Genomic DNA, 24166 nt, shown 5'->3' with positions numbered 1-24166 from the left:
GTTATGTTTTTCGTACATTGTTAATAAGGTTTCCGGAGGAGTAGTAAAGTTTTTAACAACTCAACGATCACCATTAGATAGATGGTGGGCATTTCTGCGTCTCTTGTCAAATCGCTCAATGATCTCGGTTTGTCCAATTACGAGGCGAGCGTATACGCCGCGCTGGTATTGTACGATAATGCAGAAGCAAAAGATCTCGTGGGTTTTCTCTCCATCTCAAAGCCAAGCGTGTACGAGGCCCTGGATCATCTGGCGGAAATGGGGCTTGCCGTAAAAAGAGTATCCAAGCCGGCACGGTACAGTGCGGTCTCCCCGGAAATGGCCATTGATCTCCTAATGGGGAATCACAAGCGGGCCGCACACCTGGCACTGGAGGGTTTAAAAAAACTGGAAACAGAGAAGGTGCCGACCGATAAGGAAGACGCTCTCTGGACAATCTACGGTGATGCAAATATCGGGTACAAGATCCGTGATCTTTTCAGGAAGGCAAAAAGCCAGATCACCTGCATTATTGGTGAGCGGTACCTTCCGTGTATTGAGCGTTGTAACATCGGGAATGTTTCGTTGCGGCTTATCGTGATCTCAGATTCACCGGACATTGAGAGAAAACTGCATGAACAATTCCCGGGAAAAAATGCAGACCTCCATGTTGTATCATCGGAAAAATTTATGGTCCCTCCACCATTTGCACCCCCGGAATTTGTAAAAGCCCATAAGTTCATGAATTTTGCAAATACCCTTGAACTGATCGTCGATGACGAGGAGATTCTCATGATCCCGCCGTTTGTCTCAGGATCGGTTTCGGTTCTCAATACGAGGAACAAGGGTACGATCTTCCAGATGAAACTGATGAGCCAGCTCAACTGGAAGCGGCTCATCGATGGTGAGGAGTATCCCTTTCCCCCACCCCCTCAAAAGAAAAAGCGTGCAGAATTAAAAAAATAAAGCATCCCTTCAAAGTGCGGCGTTCTGGTACATTATCTTCCCGGTACCGCTGGCAAATTTCGCGACGATGATAACGTTGTTGGTGCCTGAAGTACCGGTAAACGTCCAGCTCGTTCCGGTCGAGTGCCAGGCGTACCAATCCGTGCCCCTATTGACCGATACGTTAAGTTCAGTGATATCCCCCGCACTGAGGTGGTGGCGATCATTCCGGGCTGACTGGAACCAGAGTACAACCCATCACAACGCATCAAGCATCTTTAAACTCTTTACGGCCCCGTCAAAAGATTTTACTTCGATGACCGCGGTCGCGTTCTCTCTTTTCATCGCGGAAATTACCTGGCAAAAATCAATATCCCCATCCCCCACGGGACTGTGGGTGTCCTGTCTCCCGTTGTTGTCATGAAGGTGCATGTGGCTGAATGGTGTTTTTAAAAATCCCGGCAGGCACCGGTTGAGGTTTGCGTGCCCGACATCGAGCGTGAATTTTGATGATTCGATGATCACGAGATCGTTTGGGGTCCGCAGGTTGAAAAAATTCATGCCACCCATATTCTCAAACGAGAACGTGACCGAGAGCTCGCGTGCAGCACCGGTGAGTTCCAAAAGGGATTTTTTGAACTGCCGGTTGGCCTGCTCCCGTTCATTTTCCCAGGCAAAATAGCCCGGGTGGAGGACAATGGGAGCCCCGATCTCTGCGGCAACCGTAAAACAGTCGGTCATCACTTCGACGCTTGCTTTGCGGACCGGCTCAAAGATACATGCGATATTCATGCCGTGATATGGGGCATGGAAAATGAAATCTGCGGAATAACTCTCGAAGAGTTCCGGGCTGTCTGCAAAATGGAGGCCCTCATCCATGACCTCGATAAGATCGGTAAACCCTGAAAGCCGGTCAAGTGCTTCATGAAGCGGCTCTTCAATGAGGCAATAGGTCGAGATGCCGATCATCATGAGCGGTAGCGTGAGACGGGATAAATAGGTATGGATTTGGCGGGAACTCCCGCCCGGTATCCCGTCACTTCCGATATGATGGCTGCAAATACCGGTCCGTTCTAGTAAACCGGTATCAACCCGGGGTTTTTCCCGGTCAGGGACCGGCCGCCCCCGGGTGTCACAGCAAACGTATTTTCGATGCCCACAAGCCCGACATCCTTGATCCCCTTCTTTGGCTCGACGGCAAAGACCATCCCTTCCTGCAGCGGCTCATCAAATCCTTTTGCGAGGACCGGACTTTCATCGATCCACAGCCCGATCCCGTGGCCGAGAAACTTCACCGTATCCTGCCCATAACCCATGAAATTTTTTACGAATGCCGGTTCGAGCCCGTCCATGACCGTGGAATAAATTTCAGAGGGGATCGCACTTGGTTTTAAGAGCGAGGCGACCTCGTCCTGGATCGCGACGCACCGCTCGTGGGCCCGGATTGCCTTATCGGGAATCGGTTTCCCGAACATGTACGTCATCGTCTTGTCGGTGTGGTATCCTTCGACCCCGCACCCGATATCGATCACAACGAGATCGCCTTTTGCGAGTTTTCTGTCCCGACTTCCCATCATCGGGACTGCGGGGTTCAGCCCGGAAATTCCCCCGGGGGTATCCACGCAGACAGGCGCGATCGAGCTCGTCCCGAACCCGATCTGGCCAAGGAGCATCTCGTTGAACATCCCGAACCGCATGATGCCCTGGTGGCCTTCCCGCACCATGACCGAATAGAGTTCAGTGGTGAGCGTAACTTCATCCATCCCTTCCGAAAGGAGTGCCGGCGCGAGGTCTTCTAACACATGCCGGTGGATCTTTCCCGCCCGTTCCATGATCGAAAATTCGTACGCGCTTTTCACCGACCGGACCGTGGCCACCTGTGCGTCGAGTGCCTGTATCCCGGTAAAGGCAAAATGTTTCTGCAGGTGCCCGTACTGGGCGAGCGAAACCGAATCGAGTTCGAGGTATACCGGTTTTTTTACCGGGCCGGTGACTGCTGCAGCCTCCCGGTAACTTTTCATCCTCCTGATATCCGGGAATTCCGATTCGGCCGCTGCACGTTCGTAACTTTTCCGGACCCAGAAAACCGCGTCCCTGTTTCTCGGGATAGTAAGCAGTCCGTCCTGGATCGTGCCGGTGAAATAGTAGAGATTGACCTTACCGGCGATAGCCGCAGCCTCCCAGTCCGGAGAGGAGCGATCCATCCGGTCCCGGAACCGGGCCATTCGTGCATTTAGTTCACTGGACGGGACTTTCATGATTGTATCTGTAAAATTGGCCGATCATGCTATTTATCGGTGCTGAAAAACGGCTCATGTAGAGAGACAAATAGGATCAAAAGGGGGGAAAAATTATCAAAAAAGGGAAAAAGCATTGGAAAAAAGATGAGGGTCCCCGCCTCAGGGCCCCTCCGAGGCACGGCGGGGCAGAGAGTTTTTCGTATTGATTTTTCGGATTGCTATTCGTTACTGATCCGCCACAGGGGCGTCCCCTTCGGGGGCGGCGGCACTCATTGTTCCACTGCAGGGGGTTTAAGACAAGCCTATGACGATGAACAGGGTATGAAATCTAAAAAGGAGGCACAAAAGGAACGTTATTTCCGTTTCTTGTCCGCATCCCACCGGTCCAGCACATCGCGGCCTTCGATAAAGACCAGATTATGCTTCTTTGCATAGGCTTTCGCGCCGGCTTTCGGGAGCGCATAGCCGGACTCATCGTCCAGCATCTCGCAGATCGTGATCGACGGCGTGATGCCGGCCATCCTCGCGAGTGCGACCGAGAGCTCGGTCTGGCCGTGCCGCTGGTCGAGGAGATCGTCGGCGGCCCGGAGGAGGGCGCAGTGGCCCGGTGTGCGGAACAGTTCGCTGAAGTGTGCGCCCCCGCCGTTCAACGACTTTTTTACCTGCTCGGCAATCGCGGTGATCGTGAGCGCCCGGTCACGGTCCGTGATGCCGGTGAAGGTATTCTTGTGATTGACCCAGAGCGAAAACGAGGAATGGTTCTTCCGGTCGTACGGGATATCCCCCTGCTGTTCGGCGACCTTCGTGCTCTGGAGCACGTCGCTTGCAAAGGGAAGGCCGAGCCTTTTCGCGGCAACCGGATCAACGGCCGTGCAGATCAGCCCGCCGCCATCCTTTCTCATCTGGAGGATGTGGTGAGGGGTCACCGCGTCCGACCTTATCGCAAAATCCGTCTCCCCTTCCCTGTCGTCAAAATCGTACAGCAGGATAAACCTGCCATCCCGTAGTGCTGTTATCGCATCGTCAATCATGTGCCACCTCAACATTTACCCGGTCGTTCTCTTTTACACCCAGCGCCTCGCGGAGACCAACGGCCGCGATCACTTCGACAATATCCTCAGGATAATGGCTCCGGCCCGGGACCACGATCCCGCAGGGGATCTCGTTGATCCGGCAGGGCAGGCACCGGACTTCACCGAACGTCCGGCCGTCCGCGGAGAACCCGTGGATCGGGATCCATGTCAACGCCTCCAGCTTCTTCCGGGTCGGAATATCCGGGCCGCCGAGGCGCAGGTTGAGCGTCCCGGGATAGGGCTCAAAGCCGAGATGCCTGAGGAACTGTTTTTTGTACGGCTCGAGGCTCATGTAGTAACGGCCTTCGCCAAGCCCGTTCACCACCACTCCCGAGAGGGCATAGTGCGCCCCCTCGTGCGCGAAGAGCCGGCAGTACTCCGCGTACTCGCGCCTGAGCTCATCTTCCCCGTCCTTTGTGATCGTGATATGCTGGCCATCCGGGTTCATGGTCCGGATGATCAGCCGCTGGCTCTCGAGCGCCTTGAGCCGGCGGGACGCCGTCTGCGGGCTTGCCTCCAGCACTTCCGCAAGCGTCTGCGATGAGACCCAGACCGGGCCCCTGCACCCGCCCATGAGGGCGATCGCCTTGAGGCATTCGAGTTCTTCTGCCAGTGCCATGTCTATCAAAATTGAGATGCTTACTATTTATGGATTGCTTTCCTGCGCATTGGTAAATTTCTCCCGTCGTGTTTCGTTTGTTGTCGAAGTAACATTCGTTAATTATTTAACAGGCAGGGTCAATCTAGCTGAGCATGAAATCCGAATTGCGCAACCAGCTCGCCGAGAAGATGGCGGGAGAGATTACGCTGTCGGACTCACCGGGGCTTGCGCTCAAAAAGTGGCGCCAGAACTTCGAGATTCCTCCGGGAGTCTTGTCGGACCGCCTGGGTATCTCACCCTCCGTGATCAGCGATTACGAGAGCGGCAGGAGAAAGAGCCCCGGAACCGCCGTGGTCGGCAAGATTGTCGACAGTCTCCTCTCCATCGATGAGGAGAACGGCGGCAAACACATTCAAAAATTTTCCTCCATGCTCTTTATAGGCGTCGCTGATGACGTGATTCTTGACATCCACGAGTACACGAACCCGGTTCCCCTTGGTGAATTCACCGGGGCGATCGGGTGTACTGCACTCTGCGGATCGATGGAACAGACCATCTTCGGCTACACGGTGGTCAACAGCCTCAATGCGATCCTCCAGCTTTCGGCTGATGAGTTCAACCGCATCTACGGCTGGAGCACGGAACGGGCGCTCATTTTCACAAACGTCTCGACCGGCAAATCGCCGATGGTGGCAATCCGCGTGACGGCATTCAAGCCGCGGTGCGTGATCCTCCAGGGAATCGCCGCGGAGAACGTCCACCCGTTCGTGGCAAAGATGGCGGACCGGGATCATATCACTGTGCTCTGTACTGAGATGGAGATAGACAAAATCGTTAGTACACTGAGGGAAAAAGAATGGTAGGCATCATTACCTACGGTGCGTATATACCGCGATACCGGATCAGGGTTGAGGAGATCACGAAAGTCTGGGGCGCAAATGCCGCAGATATCACCGGGGGACTGGGCGTGTTTGAAAAGTCCGTCCCCGATCTCGATGAGGATGCCGCGACGATTGCGGTCGAAGCAGCGCGGAATGCCCTGAAGCGGCGGAACGTCGATCCCAAAAAGATCGGCGCTGTGTACGTGGGCAGTGAATCGCACCCGTACGCGGTCAAGCCGACGGCCTGCACGGTCGGAGAAGCGATTGGTGCAACGCCCCAGATGACCGCAGCCGACTATGAGTTTGCCTGTAAAGCGGGAACCGCCGCGATCCAGACCTGCATGGGTCTTGTGAAAAGCAACATGGTTACCTACGGGCTTGCAATCGGCTCCGATGTCTCGCAGGGTGCGCCAAGCGACGCGCTGGAATATACGGCAGCGGCCGGCGGTGCGGCATTCGTGATCGGGAACGACGACCCGATTGCGATTATCAACCATACCTGCTCATTTACCACGGACACGCCGGACTTCTGGCGCCGCGAGGGGCAGACCTATCCCCGCCACGGGGGCCGGTTCACCGGAGACCCCGGGTATTTCAAGCACGTGAAGGGTGCAAGCCTGCTGCTCTTCGAACAGATGCACAAGACCGCAAAAGACTACGACTACGCAGTCTTCCACCAGCCGAATGCAAAATTCCCGCAGAAGGTCGCAAAGGACCTCGGCTTTAAGCCCCAACAGATCAAGCCGGGTCTCGTTGTCCCCCATCTCGGGAACACATACTCGGGAGCATCGCCCATCGGACTTGCGGCAACGCTTGATATCGCAAAACCGGGCGACCGGATTTTTGTCTGCTCGTTTGGGTCCGGCGCCGGCAGCGATGCGTTTGATATCACGGTGACTGACGCGATCACGTCAAACGCGTTCCACCGCGATGCGGCGCCTTCGGTGCAACAGCTCTTAAAAGACCCCATCTACCTGGACTATGCACGGTATGCAAAACACAAGGGAAAGATCGTGATGCAATCATGAGAGACGTAGCAGTGATCGGGATCGGGTGCACGAAGTTCGGCGAGAAGTGGGAGAGCTCGTTCCGTGATATCTTTGTCGAAGCAGGGGCACTTGCCCTCGAAGATGCACAGCTCTCTGGTGAGAAGATCGATGCGATGTACGTCGGGAACATGAGCGCGGGCCGGTTCATCGGGCAGGAGCACATCGGCGCCCTGATTGCAGACTATGCAGGCATGGCAACCCGGCACATCCCCTCGACCCGTGTCGAGGCTGCATGCGCATCGGGAGGCCTTGCATTCCGGCAGGCTGTTATCGCAGTCGCAAGCGGGATGGAGGATATCGTGGTCGCGGCCGGCGTCGAGAAGATGACCGATGTCGAATCGGACGAGAGCACTGATACACTGACCGGCGCCGCCGACCGTGAGTGGGAAGGCTTCATGGGCGCAACGTTTCCGGGCCTGTACGCGATGATCGCACAGGACTACATCCACAAGTACCACATGACCCGCGAGCAGCTGGCGCAGGTTGCGGTGAAAAACCATTACAACGGTGCGAGGAATCCGATTGCACAGTTCCAGAACGAGATCACGCTCGATACCGTCATGAAATCGACGATGGTCGCAGATCCGCTCCGGCTCTTTGACTGCTCTCCCGTTACCGACGGGGCAGCTGCGGTGATCGTGGCGCCGTTCGAACGGGGCCGCGAGTTTACGGACACGCCGATTAAAGTGCTCGCAAGTGCGCAGGCAAGCGACACGATCGCATTGCACGACCGGCGCGACATCTCGACCTTGGATGCTTCAGTCGCGGCCGGGCAGCGTGCATTCAAAATGGCGCATCTGACCCAGAAGGATATCGATATGGTCGAGGTGCACGACTGTTTCTCGATCGCGGAGATCTGTGCGATCGAGGACCTTGGCTTCTGCAGGAAAGGAGAGGCCGGCAAGTTTACCGCGGATGGCGAGACAGCTCTTGGCGGGAAGATCCCGGTCAATACGAGCGGCGGCCTCAAGGCCTGCGGTCACCCGGTCGGAGCGACGGGGATCAAGCAGGTCTGCGAGATCGTCCAGCAGCTCCGCGGCACGGCCGGAAAGCGCCAGATCGACGGCGCGAAGATCGGCATGACGCACAACGTGGGCGGGACCGGCGCAACAGTTGCAGTTCACATCCTCGGGAGGGTATGATTATGTCCGTTGCACGGTTCTGGAGACATCTACCCCAGCGGTACAACATGGTGGGAACGAAATGCGAGAAGTGCGGCCGGCACTTCTTCCCGCCCCGGACCTTCTGTCCGGACTGCCGCAGGGCAGGAAAGATTGTCGAGCACAAGTTTGTCGGATCCGGCACGGTCGTCACCTACACCGTGATCCACACCGCAGCCGAGCAGTACGCGATGCTGACCCCCTATGTGCTTGCGATTGTGAAACTCGATGAAGGCCCGCAGATCACAACGCAGATCGTCTGCCGCCCCGACCAGGCGAAGATCGGGATGAAGGTCAAAAGCGTGTTCCGCAAGATCGCCACCGATGGCGAGAGCGGCATCATCCACTACGGCACGAAGTTTGTGCCGGTGGAATGAGATTTTTCTTTTTTATTATAGCGGTCGGTTTACGCGAGAGGAGAATCCGCTTACAACTTCCCGGCAAACGTCTTCGCGAGCACGGCCTGCATCAACTGCTCGCACCGCCGGCCCGCCGCCACAACCGCCCCACAGGAAAAGACAATCGCGTGCCGGATGACCACACGTGGGATAGATGGGTATGGTTACCTGGGGGATCCCGGGCCCCGTGAAGAGGGTGTGTCTCCAGCACCCCCTTCTCCGACGAAAGCCCCCTTTCCGGAGGGTGGCATTTTCCCTCATGTGACGCACTGATCCCCCAAAACAGGCACTAATTCAGGGTCCGGAAAGCATTTTACGTCGGAGAGTGGAGGCCGCTAATAGCAGAGTTCCAGCGGCCGATCTTTTTTCAGATGGGCAAAGATACGTGGGAATGAGAAAAAGGCCTGTTTTGGGGGGTCGGATCGCAGGATATTGTCATCGGATGCCATCGTAAATCCTGCCGTGAGTGAGGGGAGGGTCCGGCACCCCCGACCCGGGCCCGTAACTGCCCCGGATTGCCCCCCGGCCCGGTGCAGGCAGCCAGGTTTCGCAAAAATGCGGCCATAATTCGGGTACCTGGGGGCGTTTTCACATCGGAGAAGGTGAGGCCACATTTAGCCACGTTTGGACGGCCGATCTCCACCTCATATGGCCTCTGGCACGTGAAGATCGAAAGAAGGCTGTTTTTTGGGGAGTGTGATCCAGGCAGGGGGACATACGGTCCGGCACACTGAGTTCTCCGACGAAAGAGCTTTCCGGAAAGGGGAGGCAGGTGAGCGAAAAAGTGCCAAAAATGCCGCACTTTTACACAGTTTTTTGAGATGTGCCCGATACTCGGTCGGATTGCCGAAATACGCCAGAATTGTGGCGATGTAAAACGCTAATGTACGCTTTTGGGAGACAGATCTCTTTCCAGATGGACTCTGGTAGGGGGGAAATGAAAAGAAGGCCTGTTTTGGGGGGTCGCCACATAAACGGCGGAGATCTATAGTCTCCGTTGTGATCAGGGCATTCAGTAACTATATAGATTTTGTACAAAGCCCTATAAAAATTAGAAAAATCTATATTGTCCAAGATCCATAAGAGTCAGTGGGCATACTGGTGATGATACTCGGACTGATGGGAAGTCTGAATTCGACATCAACTCATACCTGTGAGAGAATGCAGTTCTTCCGGCTCCAAAGGGTCGGGTATGTGCAACGGACCGGACGCACGGCGATTGACAGCGGGGGTTTCGAATATGAGATTCTGGACATTTACATCTTGGGCATCTGTTACGCGATACGGCTGGAAGACCTGGTCAGGGCAATCGCAGAGCACGGGGCAGTCCGGATAGAAGAACTTTCCCGGGAATGGAAATATTATCTCGGCGCCCACTGCGGTCTTGCGCAGGTATCGGTCTCAGGAAAAGGTCTCAACATCGAGCTCTTCACGGGCGGGCTGTACACAACCTCGCTCTTCGCACTCCGCCGGGTAATCGAAAGCAGGGAACGCTACGCTGCACTCGCAAAAATCCCGGAACAGCCGGTGATGCCGGCAGGGAAAGATCGGAGGGTCTCTCCCAGACAGCAGAGACTCAGCGCCTTCGCCTGAAATACCGGCGGATAGTGTCTTTTGGACACTCGCTTCAACGGCTGGGAGGGTCCCGGACACGGCCGGAGCCGGCTTACTTCAGGAACCTGAGCACCTGCTCGCTGAACCGGTCCGGGCACTGTTACATCAGCCCGTGTCCCCCGCCGCCCATGAAACGTGACAGGTTCCGCGCTTGGCATCTTCCTGCAGGTGGCGGCGAACGTCATCCTAAACCCGGGGGAGGGGCTGGTCAAGGCCATCGCGGAAAAGACGCACTGGCGCTTTGGGATCGTGAAAGTCTGTTTCGATCCTACGCTCGTTTAAGTGCCGCACGTATCTCGCTTGCCGCATGCGGGAGCCTCCAGAGCCTGCGGGAAGGGCCCGTTATTTCTGCGATCCTTGTCGGCTACATCATCCTCGGTTTCAGCACCGTCTTTAATTATTTTCATTCTGAAAGAGGGCTGGCGGACTAATACGCTTCCCGGCATACCCCTTAACGAAGAGCAGGAAAAAAAGTGTGGTTCAGAGTTTTTGTGTGAGGGCCGGCTGTGCTTTTTTAAGATGGAGATCGAGCACGCCATTTTTCAGGGTTAATTTCGCCCCATCCCTCATGACCGGACCGGGGAGCGGAATTACCTGGGAGAGGGAGAGCGATCTCCGTTCGCACAGCCAGTTTCCTTCACAATCCCCCATTCTTTTCTCCTTACGGCCACAGGTGATTTTCAGGGTTTTTTCGTTCTGTAAGGCAACGGATATTTTTGAAATTCCGGTCCCCGGGATCGTGTCCATTGTCACAGTCACTTCATCATCATGCTCTGTGACTTCCGCGTTTAAGGTGTGCACAGACTGGCACACGATCCCGGAGTTATCTTCTTCTGGCAACAGCGGATTATCAGCTGGTTCAAGAGCAAGCTGGTACAGGTAGTCCATGGATGCTCTGAGTTCATCGAGTTCATCATAGATTGATTTGTGAAAGCGTCGTACCATTTGTCTACCACCTCCTGATTGTTGCCCAGGTGCACTCCCACCTGGATACAGGGACGGGTGTTGTTTGTGCCAATATACGTTTCGATAAAAATTCAGGATTTTTAAATATCAAGCACGGCAGGGATGATAGGCATTTCCGGCAACAGGAGAAAACGAGATCGTTAAAAAAACGTGGTTTGAAAAAAAGTGGGACCGGCCCGGGTGTTCCGGGGCCCCGGCGGTACGGGGCGAACGGCAATCGCCGGATAGATCATGAGAGGGCGGCAACGTGTCTCTCGTCACGTGCGTTTCCTTCTTTTCATGAACCAGGACGATGCAGAACCGGACATCCCATCCCGGGAGATAAGGACCCGGTGCCTTATGGCATCTCCACGTCACCGTATGGCCCGACATTGAAAGATTAAAAAAGAAAATACCGGTTAAATGTACCGGTTCTTCCGCAGCCAGTCTGTCTGCGGCTTGAGGTACCGGTAAATAATATCGCATTTCTCATCCTGGAAACTCCAGGGAATGACAAGAACAGTATCGCCTTCCCGTATCCATTGCCGTTTCTTTATCTTTCCTTTGATCCGGCCCATGCGGGGGACTCCGTCAATGCACTGGACACGGATGTGATTTGCCCCCATCATCGTTTCGGCCCGGGCGAACTGCTCATTGTTCCATCTCTTTGGCAGCCGTACACGGCAGACCGGCGTACCATCAGGGTTTAATGCATTCGGATCTGCTGCACCTGTATCTTCTTTCCTGTGAAAACCACTCATTCAACCAACTACGTACGCACTACAGGTGATGGCTGACATGTTGAAGGTATGTATGGAGGGCGGCCGGGCACTCGGAAAATGTCCCATGGCTCTACGATGCAGGAAAAAAGCAGGAGTCGTGCGGACCGGCTCAAGATTCCCCGGCCGGGCCCGGTACCCGTGCCATGACAGAAACCTCTTTTTAGCCCACAGACCAATTGTCACTCATCACAGCAGAGCGATGAATGCGTACGGATCAGCTGTCAAGGCTGGTGGTGCCCCGCGACAGATCATGACGGGGCGGCATCATTCCGGATATCATACTTTTCTGTCATGATCGAAACGATCCACGGTGCGGCCGTTGTAATAACCGGCGTAGTGGTGCCCGGTGTTTTTTCCCGTAAATGAGAGGGGAACCAAACCGGGGAATACTTAATAAAAAACGAGGCAGGAAATGTCACAACAGCTTGGCGGACAGCCAATTATTATCCTGAGACAGGGAACAACAAGGAACCGGGGCGAGGAAGCCCAGAACTGCAACATCACCGCCGCAAAGGCAGTGGGAAACGCGGTCCGTTCAACTCTCGGGCCCAAAGGGATGGACAAGATGCTCATCGACAGCATGGGTGACGTAGTTATCACAAACGACGGCGCTACTATCCTCAAAGAGATGGACATCGAGCACCCGGCCGCAAAGATGATGGTCGAGATTGCAAAGACTCAGGACGATGAGGTCGGCGACGGCACGACATCCGCCGTGGTCCTGGCTGCGGAACTCTTAAAAAACGCAGAAGACCTTCTCGAACAGCACGTCCACCCGACCGTGATCGCGGAAGGATACCGTCAGGCGGCGGCAAAGTCACTGGAGATCCTCTCCGATATCGCGATCACCGTAAAACCGGGGGACTATGCAATGCTTGAAAAAGTCGCTGAGACAGCGATCAGCGGCAAAGGGGCGGAGGCGTACAAAAAACTGCTCTGCAATATTGTCGTAAAAGCGATCACAAATGTTACCGATCCCGATGGCACTGTTGATATAAAGCACGTGAACGTGCAGAAGAAGACCGGAGGCGCCGTTGAGGATACCGTGCTTATCGAGGGCATGGTCATCGACAAGGAACGGGCGAACCCGGGGATGCCAAAGGCAGTCAACAACGCAAAAATCCTGCTCCTTAACGCCGCTCTCGAATACAAAAAGACGGAGGTCTCCGCAAAGATCAATTTCACCCGGCCAGACCAGGTACAGGCGTTTCTTGACGAGGACGAGCAGATGGTCCACGCTCTTGCAGAGAAGGTTATCGCAAGCGGGGCTACGGTGCTGTTCTGCGGAAAAGGCATTGACGATGTCGCCCAGCATTATCTTGCAAAAGCCGGGATTTTTGCCGTGCGCCGGGTAAAAAAGAGCGATCTGGAGAATCTTTCCCGCGCCACCGGGGCATCAATTGTCAACAGTCTCGATGCAGTCACACCGGCCGATCTCGGGGCTGCCGGTCTTGTGGAGGAGAAGAAGTTCTCCGGCGATGAGATGATCACGATCTCGAAATGCAAAAACCCAAAAGCAGTCTCCATCGTTATCCGGGGCGGGTCCGACCATATTATCGATGAGATCGAACGCGCCCTCCATGATGCACTCATGGTCACGAGCGTTGTCGTGCAGGACAAAAAAGTTGTTGCCGGTGGCGGGGCACCTGAGATCGAGCTCTCGCTCCAGCTGCACCGGTACGCTGCGACCATCGGGGGCCGGAACCAGCTCGCGATTGAGGCATTCGCAAAGGCGCTCGAGGTCATCCCGCATGCGCTCGCAGAAAACGCCGGCCTTGACGCAATCGATATGATTGTCGCAATCCGGGCGGCGCACGAATCGGGGAAGAAGACCTTCGGCCTCGATGTGTACGAGGGTAAACCGGTCGATATGCAGAAAGCCGGTGTTATCGAGCCCTTAAAGGTGAAGACACAGGCCGTGTCAAGTGCTGCCGAGGCTGCGGTCATGATCCTGCGCATCGATGACGTCATTGCATCGTCGCAATCCGGTACCCCGGGAGGGATGCCCCACGGCGGTATGGGAGGGATGCCGCCTGGGATGGGCGGCGATTAGGTATGCACCGTGCCCAGGCACTCTTCCGGGCCGGCCGGCGATCCGTATGAGCGTCCTTGTAAAATTCAGGCATACCGGGATGTTCCATTCCGGGGACTCCCTGTCCATTGATCTCGATAAAATTTCTGAATTTAAGATAACCCGACAGCGCAATACCTGTGAACTCCTTGCTATCACCCCGGAAAACCACCAGCCCGATAAGCCGTATGTGATCGCAACGAGGGAACGGGAATACCAGTTACAGGAAATCGTAACCGATCTCCAGCAGTTAAAAAAGGAAAACAAGGATCTCATCTACGAGATAACCGATACCGAAGTTCACCGGGTAAAAAAAGCATAATTTATTGGATCCGGTTCATTCTTTTTTGTGCAGATTTTCCCGACGCACATGGGTTATTGCATCATCGGACAGCTCGACAAGCGAGCTGCCACCGACGGGACAATGCAGGGTCAATTTCCTCTTCATTTCCCTCTTATTCCCTTTTGCAGACAGGACAGTAGTTCATGGCATCACGGGCGCAATCCTCGTATTTTCACGGGCCGCGGTTTCCTGCCCGGTTTTTTTAAGATTCACAATTCCTTTACCGGTACATACGTGGTGCTACCCGAGATCACCCGGGAATCCGGTACGCGTATCCGGTATTTCATCTGAGACGCGTTTTTGTGGAACACGGATGTGTACTTTGTTAACAGGACAGGCCGGCCCATGGTGAAAACCCGGGATATCTTCTTTCAGGCCACCCGGAAAAACCAGATGAGAATGATACACACGACCGCACCACCGCTCCAGAACCACCACGCCTTCCAGACCGGGCGGGGTTCGGTAAAATTATACCAGCTCAAATCGTCTGCGTCCCTTCCCATGAACCATTCCACCCAGGAGTTGGTCATGGAACAAGCCCGCATTCTGCCAGCGTCATGCCGAAAGGAAAAAGCCGGCCAAAGGGTTTTTTCCCAGGAGTTCTCACCGGACCGGTGACAGGACCTGGTATCATCAGAGCATCCCCCGCGCCTGATCGATCAGCTCTATCGTGTAACGGTGGGGATAATCGGTTTTCTTGAAGGGCGCTGTCCCCATGATGTAAAAACCAAAACGGGTTTCCCGGATCCGGTTGGTGTAAAGAAAATCCAGCATGGCACTGATTGACCGGGAGGATTTCCATGACAGGTGATGAAATTGTGAAATGTCCCGTGCGGTAACCACAGCCCGGGTGATATGATTCGTGAGCATATACGCACAGATGAGATGAGCACAGGTATATCTCCGCCCTGAATCTGTCCGCCTGTGTCCCATTTCCGGCTCCTGTCCTCTCATTTCTTATGCCTCATTGGGCCATCAGGGGATATAGGTACGTATTGCCGACAGATTTTCTAAAAAAGCGAGAATCGTTCCCGGAATTTCAGAGCCGGGGTACCTGCACTTACCTCACCACAATATCATACACCGCATGCCACTGCCCGGGCGAGTACGACCGCACCACCCTTTCTGTCACGAGAAAACCGCCCAGCTCTTTAACCCGGGCCAGGTGCTCACCTTCCTTTGAAACGAGTGAATAGAAATGGATCGTACCCCCGGGCCGCACGAGCCGGAACGCTTCCGGTAAAAATTCCGTGCCGGCAAGCGGGAGGTTCATGATGATCCGGTCAAACTTCCACGGCAGGATTTTTTCGAGCCGCCGGGCATCCGCGAGCACGGGAATTACATTTGCCACCCGGTTCTTCCGGATGTTTTCGATCATCAAAAGGATTGCCTGCGGGTTTAAGTCCGCTGCCACCATGAGCGACGCACGCGGGGCAAGCGTGATCGCAAACGGCCCGACACCGGCAAACATATCGAGTACGCGTTCCCACTCACATACCTGCTCAAACACACGCTGCCGTTCAGTCGAGAGCCGGGCCGAGAAGTAGGCGCCGGCAAGATCGACGACAAACCGGTGTCCGTGCTCAACGACTTCCGTCCGGGTTGTTGGCGTCCCGGCAAGCACTGCGTATTTCCGGGTCCGGTACTCCCCCGAGACCTGGCTTTCCGGGAAGAGCACCGTGTGAAGCGAGGGACGGGAGGCAAGGATTAGTGCCGCCCCGTCGGGATCGTTCTCCTGCATGATCGCGATCCCGCCAACCTGCTCGTGCCGGGGGAGCTCGATGCGGCCCGGCTGCTCCTCGAAAACGTACCGTGCAGCACCATCCCGTTCCACAAGCACCGGGAAGACAAGCCCGTCGCCATCGTGAAGCACTTTAAGCGTGACATCGAGCGCCTCCTCACCGATAAGCGCCTGCCGCGTCTCCTCGCCCTGCCGGACCGGCACCCTCACGCCCCACTGTTCAACTGTCATTTACGGAACCACTGCACTCATAACATTATACGTGTAACATTTATTCATGGCTGGTGATGACGGGCACCGGAACGCGGCGGGGTTGGGGGTTGGCCCCGACCGCGAGAAAGAGGGAAAGATCCATACCAAACTCAGGGCAGGTTCGCTTAAGCTCTACGAACTTGAAAAGCAGATTGCTCCGGTCGATGCCGTCCGGGTACGGCGGGAATTCATCGAGCACGAGACCGGGACAACGCTTGAGAATATCGGCATCTTCTCCATCGATGTCAACCGGGCGGCAACGAGGAACTGCGAGAACATGATCGGCGCCGTGCAGGTGCCGGTCGGGGTTGCCGGGCCGCTTGCCGTCAACGGCGAGTTCGCGAAAGGTGTGTTCTGGCTGCCGCTTGCGACGACCGAAGGCGCACTGGTCGCGTCGGTGAACCGTGGGGCGAGCGCGATCACGAAAGCCGGCGGCGCAGAGGTGCGGATCCTGCACGATGGCATGACCCGGGCACCGGTCTTTGCCGCGGAAAGCGTCGGACACGCGAAAAAGGTTGCCGACTGGGCCGAGGCCCACGAAAAGGAACTCGCCGCAATAGCACAGACTACCACCACCCACGGGGAGATGACCGGCCTTGTCACTTTTATCGCGGGCACGAGCGTCTTTGTAAGGCTCGAATTCGACACGAAAGACGCGATGGGCATGAACATGGTCACCATCGCAAGCGCGAAGATTGCAGACGAGATCGCAAAGGCGACCGGCGCCCGGCTCATCGCGCTCTCGGGGAACATGTGCACCGACAAGAAACCAGCGGCGATCAACGGCATCATGGGCCGGGGGCGCAGCGTGGTTGCCGGCATCGCGCTCTCTCACGAACTAATTGAGAAAGTCTTCAAGACCGATGCAAAGACGATGGTCGAGGTCAACTACCGGAAAAACCTCATCGGCTCGGCCCGGGCCGGTTCCATGGGCTTCAACGCCCACGCGGCCAATGTGGTTGCCGCGATGTTCATCGCCTGCGGGCAGGACGCCGCCCACGCGATTGACGGCAGCACCTGCATGACCACGATCGATGCAACTGAGACCGGCGTGTATGTCGCGGTCACGCTCCCCTCGCTCCCGGTGGGCACGGTTGGCGGCGGGACGGGTGTCGACACCCAGAACGAGTGCCTGAGAATCCTCGGTGTCGCCGGCGGCGGGACGCCCCCGGGCGCAAACGCAAAGAAACTCGCCGAGATCATCGGGGCTGGCGTGCTTGCCGGGGAACTCTCGCTTATCGGCGCACTTGCCGCCCAACACCTCGCCCGCGCCCACCAGGAACTGGGCCGGGGACAGAAACGGTGAGAGATAACAGGTTCCGGAAATCGGGGGGAGAAACCTGGAGGTTCACATCCCCTCCTAGGATCTGATTGAAATGAGAGAGGGCTCCCCGCCTCAAGGCCCCTCCGGGGCACGGCGGGGCAAGGGACGTTTTTAGGATTTTTTTTCTCGTTACTTGATCCGTCGCGGGGGCGTCCCTTCGGGGCGACCGCAATCATCATAAATGTCAGACAGGAAAACAACTTCAATTTCGATTCCGGCTCTCATGAAGAAGTTCAGCCCCCCTCTTGCGCCGCCAGTCCCCCGAGGGGGACGGGGCGCATAGCGATGCCTCGGCATTACCTGTATCGGGGGCACACATAGGTACAGGTAATACGGCACCATCGCAACCGGGGGATGCCCGAGCGGCGGGGGCGGAGGCTTGCCGGAGCCCCCAAGAGCGGCAATGAAAATCTAGTTTCAGGTTTATCGAACTTTTGGTGGATGTTACACAATCACCAAAAAAAATAATCCTGGTGAGACCAATTCTCTCTAGAACCGGAACCACTTCATCATGACAAGCGCGTCCTCTCCGTTTTTATAGTAGCCGCCGATCTGATAGACGTTTTCGTACCCGAGCCGCCGGTAGAAGTTCTGGGCAGGAGCATTTGACTCCCGGACTTCGAGCTGGGAGCCGGTTGCCATCTCCAGCGCGAACTGGTGTTCGAGCCGGATCACGAGTGCTCGTCCGATCCCCCGCCGCTGGAACCGGGAACTGACGGCAAAATTGCAGATATGGCCATAGATATTTTCTCCCGTGTCCTCAAGCGCCCCGACAATAAATCCCGTGACCTGCCCGTTGCTTACCGCCACAAAGAAGGTCGTCGGGTAATAGGAGAGCGCTTCGGCGAATGTCGCCTTGTCCCACACATCGACAAACGCTTCGAGTTCGAGCGCGTAGATTGCGTCAACATCCGCAGGGCCTGCCCTCCTGATGAAAGGATGGGCCGGCGGGGGGATAACATCGTTGGATCGGATCATGGGAACGGGTCCTTTTACTGTGCAGTATATCCTGTTGCCTGCCGCGTACAATAAGAGTTGCGCCGCGGGGCGGCCCGCATGGGATGGTCGGGCCGTGCGGGTCTTTGATTATATATGTGACCGCGCCCAATTATGTGAGATAGAACGCCCTCGCCCGGGGGCTGGTTGGTATCATGGTAACAATCTATCGTTTTGCCGCGGTGCGCCCCGCACCCGGTGAGGCCCAGTCAATTGCAGCCGTCCCGTATGATGTTGTGACCGCTGAAGAGGTGCGTGCGATCATCAAAGCAAACCCGGACAGTTTCCTGACGGTAAGCCGGTCCGACGCGGAACTCCCGGACCTCCCCCCGCATGACGACCGGGTCTACGAGCGGGCCCGGGACAATTTCCGTGCTCTCATCGCAAGCGACCGGATGAAAAAGGATGACCGGCCCGCGATGTACGTGTACCGGATCCGGCAGGACGGCGACACGTTTGTCGGCCTGTGCTGCTGCCTTGATACCGACGATTACCGCACCAACAGGATCCGGCGCCACGAGCTGACCCGGTACGACAAGGAAGAGGACCGGACCCGGCACATCGGGGCAGTCAAGGCCCATGACGGCCCGGTCGTGCTCCTGTACCGGGATGCAGACAACATTTTCTCATACATCGAATCGCTGATTGCAGGAGACAGAAAGCCGGATGCGGAAGTAACAACCCCGCAGGGTGGCACCCACCAGATCTTTGCCATCACCGACCCCCATGCACTTGACGGGATCGAGCGCCGGTTCAGGAACGTGGCAAACCTTTATATTGCGGACGGCCACCACCGGGCAAAGGCGGCGGTCAACCTCGCGGACCGAAAAAAGGCTTCAGGAGAGCCCGCGGATGGCGAGATCGGCCGGTTCATGGGCGTGCTCTTTGCCCACGATCGGGTAAAAATCCACGGGTACAGCCGGCTCCTGACCGACCTCGGTAAATACACGCCGGAAACATTCCTTGCCGAACTCGGGAAGCGGTATACGGTCACCCAGTACGGCACGGTGGACGGGAGGGGGTATAATATCCGGCCGCACATCACCCACCCGGAAAAATACCATGTCACGCACCTCTATCTTGAAGGAAAATGGTACGAGTGCACGCGGCCGGTTGATCCGTCTGCCGGGCCGCTTGACGTGCTGGACGTCGCGGTGCTCCAGAAACAGGTGCTCGAAGGGATGTTCGGCATCACCGATCCCCGGGGCGACGCCCGGCTCCAGTACCTCGGCGGTGCCCGGCCGGTTGCCGATCTCGAAAAACTTGTGGACGCCGGGAAGTACCGGCTCGCGTTTGCGATGCAGCCGGTCCGGGTCGGGACGGTGCTGTCGATTGCCGATTCAGGCGGGGTCATGCCGCCAAAGTCCACGTGGTTTGAGCCGAAACTCTTGAGCGGGCTCGTCATCCACCCGTTTGACTAACCCCGCAAAAATCAGACCCTGAACCTTTATCGTTTTTGCCGCCCGAGGGTCTATGATATGATCACCCTCGCACTCCCAAAAGGCAGCCTCGAAGTGCAGACGCTCCAGCTCTTCAAGGAGGCCGATCTCGAAGTCAGGCGCACGGACCGCGACTACAGCCCCCGTATCGATGACCCCCGTATCGGCAAGATAAAGATCCTGCGCCCGCAGGAGATCCCGACCTATGTGGACAAAGGCTATTTTGACCTCGGCATCTCCGGCCTCGACTGGGTCCGTGAGACCGGTGCGGACGTGGTCGAGGTGGCGGCCCTCACGTACAGCAAGACCGGGGAGGGCAACGTAAAGATCGTGATCGCCGTCCACCGCGACGAACCCATAGAGAGTGCCGCACAGATCCGTCCCAACAGCCGCGTGACCACGGAATACCCCGAGCTCACAAAGAAATTTTTCGCAGACCTCAATATCCCCGTCCAGCTCTTCCACTCGTACGGCGCATCGGAGGCGAAGGTGCCCGACCTCATGGACGTGGTCGTAGACCTGACCGAAACGGGAACGACGCTGCGGAAAAACAGCCTCAAGATCATCGGCCAGATCATGGAGTCGCACACGGTGATCATCGCGAACAGGGCGGCTTGGGCGGACTCTGAAAAGCGGCGGGAGATTGAAGAGATAAAGACCCTGCTCTTCGGGGTACTCGAAGCCCGGCACAAGGTGCTCCTCACGATGAACGTGCCGACCGCTTCACTGGAGAAGATTGTATCAGCGCTCCCCGCGATGAAAAAACCCACGGTCAGCCGGCTCCACGGGATCGAGTACTACAGCGTCCAGACCGTGGTGCAGAAAAGTACGGTCAATGAACTGATCCCGAAACTGAAGAGGTGCGGGGCGGAGGATATCCTGGAGATCCCGATTGCGAAGATCGTGGTGTGAACGAATCGTTCTCGTTTTATCCGGGATTTCCAAGTCTTACCCGCTCCTGTGCAAAAATTCGCAGTTCCTCTGGATGAGGAGGGGCCGGCAATACTAGGTGGATTTGTTCAAAAGACGACCGGATATCTCTGACCCCCCCCACGGGGAATCCGCCCTGGATATAAAAACCAACATTTATATCCATTTACCCGTCTATAGGCCTTTAATGAAACTGATGCACTGCACAAGCCTGTTCTTTCTGGCAGCCGGTCTGGTCGTAGTACTGTGCCTTTGTGCGGCATGTATCTCCGGTCCGTCTGAACAGAACCAGATTGTCGTTAACAACACACCGGTAACCAACGGAGGATTCGTGCAGATCGCAGGAACCAGCAGCCTGCAGAAATCCTTCACGCTTGAAGATGCAGCATCTGCCGTGATCGGAAACTACCAGGATCAGGTAAACGGTAGTTCGCAGAACCTCCCGTTCTATTACATCCGGGGGGAGAATGTGGATACATCAGGACATGCTGAACGCTGGATCTTTGGAGTTCGGGAGGGAAAGATCGCCTCCCTGCTGGTATATGATCATACGGGAGTTGCAAGGATTGCCTGGCAGGAGGATGGGCTGCCGGATCAGGAAATCAATATCGCGGGTATCCTGTCACCAGCCGACATAATTACTATCGCAAATTCCGGAAATCAAACCACTGCAGGTAACCTTACACTCGAAATTTCCCGAGGAGAATACACGGTAACGGAACCTTCAGGTTCACATCCCCGGGAATATCTCATCAATGCAACCACAGGAGTGTTGATTACGACCCATGACTGATGATGCCGGAAACCTGTCTATTGATTTTTTGGCAGGTTTTACCATCTTCATGATTGCGTTTATCTATGTAGCGACCTTGGTCCCGAGCCTCTTTATCGGTCTCCAGAGCAGGACTATCGATTATGACGCAGTGGCCTACCGGACCGGTGTTATTCTGGTAGAAGATCCCGGGATGCCGTACAATCCCTCATGGGAAACTAAAACCGATGCCCAGAAATATGATGTGCTGCGGTTCGGGCTTGCGGTGTCAAAAGATACCCCAAACATCCTTTCGCAAGCAAAAGTAAACCGGTTCTTCTGCAGTACATGGAGTTCTGATGATTACCGGTCGCGGGCCATTTTCGGGGACTACCCGTACTCTTTCAATATCGCAATTAAGAAGACAGGAGATACTGTTCCGCTAACGGTCGGAGATACCATACCTGACGATTACGGGTATATCCGGAGAGTGGTGGAACTGAAAGGTACCAGCAACGCCACGATCGGGATCTCCAGTATCAACGCATATAACTACTACTCCGTTGACAACGTATCGAGTGATGTTTTCTCCATCCATTTAAACTTTACAAACCTTTTAAGTGATGTCACGAATCCGGCGTACCAGATAAATCCCTACACGGATCAGATCATGATTAACATCACCAATCCGGATACCAAAGTAACACCTCCCGCAGCTGCTGTCACGACTCTGTCTGCCATTCAGATTTGCCGGATTAAACCTATACCTCCCACCCCCACCCCGCCCCCTGTCTGCTTCTCAAACTTTTCCACGCCCATCATCGATAACATACCCGTATTTGGTCTTCCGTACCCCATCAAAAACAATGTTTCCATTATCATCCCGCCGGGATTTATCACCACCGACATGGCAGATGCCAATACCCAGTTGTATTTCAACCTGACATTCAACCACTACGGTGCGAATGGGGCCCCCTCCCTTGAAAAAGGATATCTTAACAGCACGGTGAGCGGTCCCTTTAATTACAATTACGACCCGGTCAACGTCACCCTGCCGAAATTGCAGGATGGCGTGCTGGAGGTGGCGGTATGGTCGGGCGGGGCTATTACCCAAGTTTCTCCTACCACCACCTATCCGCTCACAGGAGTATCGATCACCTACACGACTCCTCAGGTCGGAAGTACGCTGACAGCAGCTCTGACACCTTCAGCTGCAACCGCAACCTATCAGTGGCTGAAGTCTGCAACATCAGGCGGCACATACACCGCCATCTCGGGAGCAACATCAAGCACCTACTCACCGGTTGCCGGTGATGTCGGCTACTACATTGAGGTTGTTGCCACCGGCTCAGGCAGTTACTCCGGCTCTGTCACCAGTACAGCGGTAGGCCCGATCACGACCCCGATCACTGCAGTATCGATCTCCGGGACGGTTGCTGTCAATAGCATACTGACAGCTGCAGTGACACCCTCGGGGGCAACCGCAACCTATCAGTGGCAGGAATCTGCAACATCAAGCGGCACATACACCGCCATCTCGGGAGCAACCTCGAGCACCTACTCACCGGTTGCCGGTGATGTCGGCCACTACATTGAGGTTGTTGCCACCGGCTCAGGCAGTTACATTGGCACCGTCACCAGTGCGGCAGTAGGCCCTGTGCCATCCAGTGACACCACCCTGAGCGGCCTGACAGTCAGTCAAGGAACGTTGAGTCCGACGTTTGCCTCCAGCACCGTGACCTACACCGACAGTGTAGCCAACAGTGTAACGAGCATGACGGTAACGCCAACGGTTAACACGGCCGGCGCGACCGTCAAAGTCAACGGCAACACAGTAGCCAGCGGATCGGCCAGCAGCGCGATCTCCCTGAGCGTAGGCTCGAACACCATCACAGTTGTAGTCACCGCCCCGGACGGCACGACCACCCAGAACTACGTCATCACCGTAACCCGGGCAACAGCTGCGACGGCTATCACTTCGGCAGGAGTAACAGGATTTGTGGCACCGGCAAAAGGTGCAACACCAGAGGTCGTCGGTTCATTAGTATCCGGCGCACCGACACAGTATACCGTAACAAGCCTGACCTGGTCGCCAACCGACAGTCCCTACAAAGCATCAACAGTGTACACGGCGACAGTCGTGCTCACCTCTGCCACCGGCTACACATTCTCGACAGCAATAACCCCGACAGTTAATACCGGAACGCCCTCATCAGGAACAGTAACTGGAACAGGAAGCGGCAACACGCTTACCTTTACGGTAACCTTCCCGGCAACCGCTGCGACGACTATTACAACAGCAGCGATCTCCGGAGTAACCGCACCGGTAGCAGGAGCAACCCCGGTTACGACAATTGCGGATAACGGCCAGTATTCAGGCACGATAACCTGGTCGGGAAGTCCATCTACCTTCGCAGCAGGGACAACCTACACCGCGACCATCACGCTGACCGCTGACTCCGGGTATACCTTCACGGGAGTAACTGCGAACTTCTTCACCGTTGCAGGATCTACTTCGGCAACCAACCCTGTGAATAGCGGAGTTGTAACCGCCGCATTCCCGAAAACGGCGACGACTGTTACAACAAAAGCGATCTCCGGAGTAACCGCACCGGTAGCAGGAGCAACACCGGTTACGACAATTGCGGATAA

Annotated in this window: 24 protein-coding genes; 14 read left to right on the top strand and 10 right to left on the bottom strand. The window is 55.9% G+C overall.

Going from position 1 to position 24166, the window contains the following annotated elements; all coding sequences use genetic code 11:
• Positions 1-81: 81 nt before the first annotated feature.
• Positions 82-945, top strand: coding sequence for a TrmB family transcriptional regulator (locus QZN75_RS01825; RefSeq protein WP_292424011.1), 864 nt, complete (start codon positions 82-84; stop codon positions 943-945).
• A 237-nt stretch (positions 946-1182) separates the two neighbouring features.
• Here the strand turns inward: QZN75_RS01825 and QZN75_RS01820 are convergent, their stop codons facing one another.
• The 4 genes from QZN75_RS01820 to QZN75_RS01805 all read right to left on the bottom strand — a co-directional run bounded on the left by QZN75_RS01820 (position 1183) and on the right by QZN75_RS01805 (position 4856).
• The gene (locus QZN75_RS01820) at positions 1183-1896 is read right to left on the bottom strand and encodes a sugar phosphate isomerase/epimerase family protein (RefSeq protein ID WP_366652786.1); all 714 of its coding nucleotides are present in this window, start codon (positions 1894-1896) and stop codon (positions 1183-1185) included.
• A 101-nt stretch (positions 1897-1997) separates the two neighbouring features.
• On the bottom strand, positions 1998-3182 hold the full coding sequence (locus QZN75_RS01815) for a Xaa-Pro peptidase family protein (protein ID WP_292424009.1): 1185 nt from the start codon (positions 3180-3182) through the stop codon (positions 1998-2000).
• Between the two features lie 335 nt (positions 3183-3517).
• Entirely contained in the window at positions 3518-4195 is a 678-nt protein-coding gene (ribB, locus tag QZN75_RS01810) for a 3,4-dihydroxy-2-butanone-4-phosphate synthase (RefSeq protein WP_292424007.1), read from the bottom strand.
• On the bottom strand, positions 4188-4856 hold the full coding sequence (locus tag QZN75_RS01805) for a DUF120 domain-containing protein (protein ID WP_292424005.1): 669 nt from the start codon (positions 4854-4856) through the stop codon (positions 4188-4190). Before QZN75_RS01805 ends, ribB begins: the two co-directional genes overlap by 8 nt.
• 134 nt (positions 4857-4990) lie before the next feature.
• Here QZN75_RS01805 and QZN75_RS01800 point away from each other — a divergent pair, with 134 nt between their 5' ends.
• From QZN75_RS01800 to QZN75_RS01775, 6 genes are all read left to right on the top strand, one after another.
• The gene (locus tag QZN75_RS01800) at positions 4991-5701 is read left to right on the top strand and encodes a helix-turn-helix domain-containing protein (protein WP_292424003.1); all 711 of its coding nucleotides are present in this window, start codon (positions 4991-4993) and stop codon (positions 5699-5701) included.
• A complete protein-coding gene (locus tag QZN75_RS01795; protein WP_292424000.1) occupies positions 5695-6747 on the top strand; it encodes a hydroxymethylglutaryl-CoA synthase in 1053 nt (350 codons plus the stop codon). Before QZN75_RS01800 ends, QZN75_RS01795 begins: the two co-directional genes overlap by 7 nt.
• Positions 6744-7910: a thiolase domain-containing protein gene (locus QZN75_RS01790; protein ID WP_292423998.1), complete on the top strand. Its 1167-nt coding sequence runs from the start codon at positions 6744-6746 to the stop codon at positions 7908-7910. The genes QZN75_RS01795 and QZN75_RS01790 overlap by 4 nt, the downstream gene beginning before the upstream one ends.
• Before the next feature lie 2 nt (positions 7911-7912).
• Complete coding sequence (locus QZN75_RS01785) at positions 7913-8305, top strand: Zn-ribbon domain-containing OB-fold protein (RefSeq protein ID WP_292423997.1); 393 nt, start codon at positions 7913-7915, stop codon at positions 8303-8305.
• 1125 nt (positions 8306-9430) lie between these two features.
• Positions 9431-9919, top strand: a complete 489-nt coding sequence (locus QZN75_RS01780) for a hypothetical protein (RefSeq protein WP_292423995.1) — start codon at positions 9431-9433, stop codon at positions 9917-9919.
• Positions 9920-10075: 156 nt separating this feature from the next.
• Positions 10076-10222 carry a hypothetical protein gene (locus tag QZN75_RS01775; protein WP_292423992.1) on the top strand — a complete coding sequence of 49 codons (147 nt, stop codon included), beginning with the start codon at positions 10076-10078 and terminating at the stop codon, positions 10220-10222.
• 198 nt (positions 10223-10420) lie between these two features.
• Here the strand turns inward: QZN75_RS01775 and QZN75_RS01770 are convergent, their stop codons facing one another.
• A complete protein-coding gene (locus tag QZN75_RS01770; protein ID WP_292423991.1) occupies positions 10421-10885 on the bottom strand; it encodes an Hsp20/alpha crystallin family protein in 465 nt (154 codons plus the stop codon).
• 419 nt (positions 10886-11304) lie between these two features.
• Entirely contained in the window at positions 11305-11646 is a 342-nt protein-coding gene (gene eif1A / locus QZN75_RS01765) for a translation initiation factor eIF-1A (RefSeq protein ID WP_292423990.1), read from the bottom strand.
• A gap of 433 nt (positions 11647-12079) precedes the next feature.
• Here eif1A and thsA point away from each other — a divergent pair, with 433 nt between their 5' ends.
• Both thsA and QZN75_RS01755 read left to right on the top strand, forming a co-directional pair.
• Positions 12080-13720, top strand: coding sequence for a thermosome subunit alpha (thsA, locus tag QZN75_RS01760; RefSeq protein ID WP_292423989.1), 1641 nt, complete (start codon positions 12080-12082; stop codon positions 13718-13720).
• Between the two features lie 46 nt (positions 13721-13766).
• Positions 13767-14060, top strand: a complete 294-nt coding sequence (locus tag QZN75_RS01755; RefSeq protein WP_292423987.1) for a hypothetical protein — start codon at positions 13767-13769, stop codon at positions 14058-14060.
• 392 nt (positions 14061-14452) lie between these two features.
• On the opposite strand, the gene QZN75_RS01750 is transcribed toward QZN75_RS01755, so the two are convergent.
• From QZN75_RS01750 to QZN75_RS01740, 3 genes are all read right to left on the bottom strand, one after another.
• Positions 14453-14611 (bottom strand): hypothetical protein, encoded by a 159-nt coding sequence (locus QZN75_RS01750; protein WP_292423985.1) that lies wholly within the window; start codon positions 14609-14611, stop codon positions 14453-14455.
• A 103-nt stretch (positions 14612-14714) separates the two neighbouring features.
• The gene (locus QZN75_RS01745) at positions 14715-15014 is read right to left on the bottom strand and encodes a hypothetical protein (RefSeq protein ID WP_292423983.1); all 300 of its coding nucleotides are present in this window, start codon (positions 15012-15014) and stop codon (positions 14715-14717) included.
• Between the two features lie 127 nt (positions 15015-15141).
• Positions 15142-16053, bottom strand: coding sequence for a class I SAM-dependent methyltransferase family protein (locus QZN75_RS01740; protein WP_292423980.1), 912 nt, complete (start codon positions 16051-16053; stop codon positions 15142-15144).
• Positions 16054-16099: 46 nt separating this feature from the next.
• On the opposite strand from QZN75_RS01740, the gene hmgA reads away from it, so the two are divergent.
• A complete protein-coding gene (hmgA, locus tag QZN75_RS01735; protein ID WP_292423977.1) occupies positions 16100-17380 on the top strand; it encodes a hydroxymethylglutaryl-CoA reductase (NADPH) in 1281 nt (426 codons plus the stop codon).
• A gap of 507 nt (positions 17381-17887) precedes the next feature.
• Here the strand turns inward: hmgA and rimI are convergent.
• On the bottom strand, positions 17888-18376 hold the full coding sequence (gene rimI / locus QZN75_RS01730) for a ribosomal protein S18-alanine N-acetyltransferase (RefSeq protein ID WP_292423975.1): 489 nt from the start codon (positions 18374-18376) through the stop codon (positions 17888-17890).
• 173 nt (positions 18377-18549) lie between these two features.
• Here rimI and QZN75_RS01725 point away from each other — a divergent pair, with 173 nt between their 5' ends.
• The 4 genes from QZN75_RS01725 to QZN75_RS01710 form a co-directional block, all read left to right on the top strand.
• The gene (locus QZN75_RS01725) at positions 18550-19815 is read left to right on the top strand and encodes a DUF1015 domain-containing protein (RefSeq protein ID WP_292423972.1); all 1266 of its coding nucleotides are present in this window, start codon (positions 18550-18552) and stop codon (positions 19813-19815) included.
• Positions 19816-19872: 57 nt separating this feature from the next.
• Positions 19873-20745, top strand: coding sequence for an ATP phosphoribosyltransferase (gene hisG / locus QZN75_RS01720; RefSeq protein ID WP_292423970.1), 873 nt, complete (start codon positions 19873-19875; stop codon positions 20743-20745).
• Positions 20746-20950: 205 nt separating this feature from the next.
• Positions 20951-21556 carry a hypothetical protein gene (locus QZN75_RS01715; RefSeq protein WP_292423968.1) on the top strand — a complete coding sequence of 202 codons (606 nt, stop codon included), beginning with the start codon at positions 20951-20953 and terminating at the stop codon, positions 21554-21556.
• Positions 21549-24166 (top strand): cadherin-like beta sandwich domain-containing protein (locus QZN75_RS01710; protein WP_292423965.1); only part of this gene is annotated, 2618 nt, incomplete at its 3' end. The genes QZN75_RS01715 and QZN75_RS01710, both read left to right, overlap by 8 nt.

This window comes from Methanoregula sp., assembly GCF_003170075.1.
Lineage (GTDB): Archaea > Halobacteriota > Methanomicrobia > Methanomicrobiales > Methanospirillaceae > Methanoregula.
The sequence above is the reverse complement of the archived record's forward strand: the minus strand, read 5'-3'. Positions and strand labels throughout refer to the sequence as shown.